2 protein-coding genes are annotated in these 1,377 nt (G+C 54.5%); both read right to left on the reverse strand.

Going from position 1 to position 1,377, the window contains the following annotated elements:
* Positions 1-19: 19 nt before the first annotated feature.
* The gene (locus tag EJQ19_RS31625) at positions 20-472 is read right to left on the reverse strand and encodes a bactofilin family protein (protein WP_126145173.1); all 453 of its coding nucleotides are present in this window, start codon (positions 470-472) and stop codon (positions 20-22) included.
* Positions 469-1,377 (reverse strand): M23 family metallopeptidase (locus tag EJQ19_RS31630; protein WP_164716900.1); only part of this gene is annotated, 909 nt, incomplete at its 5' end. The genes EJQ19_RS31630 and EJQ19_RS31625, both read right to left, overlap by 4 nt.

Raw genomic sequence — 1,377 nt, forward strand, 5'->3', positions numbered from 1 at the left:
CGTTGGTGGTTTTATGCTTCTAGTTCCCGCCGGAAGCGGCGGCCTGCTGTTCGTTTTTATGCTGCTTATGCGCCTTCGCATCGATAACCTTGGCGCCGCCGCTGTTTTTCTCAGCGACGCCTACAGGCATCGCGCTGCTGCCCTGAAAAATGCCGCCTTCCTCCACAACGAACGACCGCACATCGATATTGCCGATGAGGACGCCGGTCGAGGTGACGATCAGCTTGCCTTTCGTATGTACGTTGCCTTTGACTCTGCCGGCGATCAGGATATCCCGTCCGGAGAGGTTGGACTGCAGCACCGCGTTCTCGCCGATCGTAATGTCGCCCGCGCACTCCACGTCGCCGCTCAGTTGTCCTTCGATGCGGAGGCTCGCTTCCGACATGAATTTGCCTTCACAAATGGTGCTGCCTCCGATGAGCGTGTCCGTCGATTTGGTATCGACCCGTTTACCTTTTGAGCTGCCTATCATTTGCGTTCATCATCCTTTCGGTCTGTGATCAGGTAGGGCATGGGGTTGATCGGGACGCCATTCTTATGCACTTCATAATGAAGATGAGAACCGGTGCTCCGTCCGGTCGAACCGACAAGCCCGATCTGCTGTCCTTTCGATACAGATTCTCCGCGTTTTACAAGCATTTTATTCAGATGCATGTACTCCGTTTCCAAGCCCTTGCTGTGTTCCACGATGATATGATTGCCGTGATCGTTGTCGAAGCCCGCTTCGATCACTTTGCCTGCGGCTGCGACATAGACTGGATCATTCATATCGCCGTCGAGATCGAGTCCGGTATGCATGGATGGCTTGAGCGTAAAGGGATCGAGGCGAATGCCAAAACCGGAGGAAATCCGATGGTTGGCGATCGGCCAGAGTGTGGGCGTGATGCTGCGAATATACTCGGCTTCTTTAATTTTGGCCTCGGACGCTTTGAGATGCTCCAGCAGGCCATTGATGTCGCTGACGAGGGAGGACAACCCGTCCTTCGTTTCGCCGACCAAAGCAAACACTTCGTCGGAGGTCACAGGGGTGTCGCTGCCGCCGATATCGAGGCGTTTTGGGGCGGTGGGCGAAGGGCTGCCTGCCGTTTTTTTGCTTGTCCCGCTTGCGCCTTCGGGCTCGGCCATCAGTTCAATGACATGGTCCAACTGCTTGATTTCCTCCAGCGTATCTTTAAAATCGTTGGCTTGCCGGCTGAGCGTAATTAAATCGGTCTGGAGCTTTTCAAGCTCGCTATTTTTTTGCGTGAGCTGCTCGGTAAATTGGCGATCATGCCCGTCGAGTTCGGCTTGCATACTGAGCTTGGTCTGATCTGAAGTCGTATGCATCACATAAATCGTGATCACGAACCCCGTCAGTACCAGCAGCAGCAGGCTGGG

The sequence above is a fragment of the Paenibacillus whitsoniae genome, assembly GCF_003955665.1.
GTDB classification, from domain to species: Bacteria; Bacillota; Bacilli; order Paenibacillales; family NBRC-103111; genus Paenibacillus_E; species Paenibacillus_E whitsoniae.

Excerpts from the sequence above, each read along its gene's own strand:
- EJQ19_RS31625 (WP_126145173.1), bottom strand. The coding sequence starts at position 472 with ATGATAGGCAGCTCAAAAGGTAAACGGGTCGATACCAAATCGACGGAC.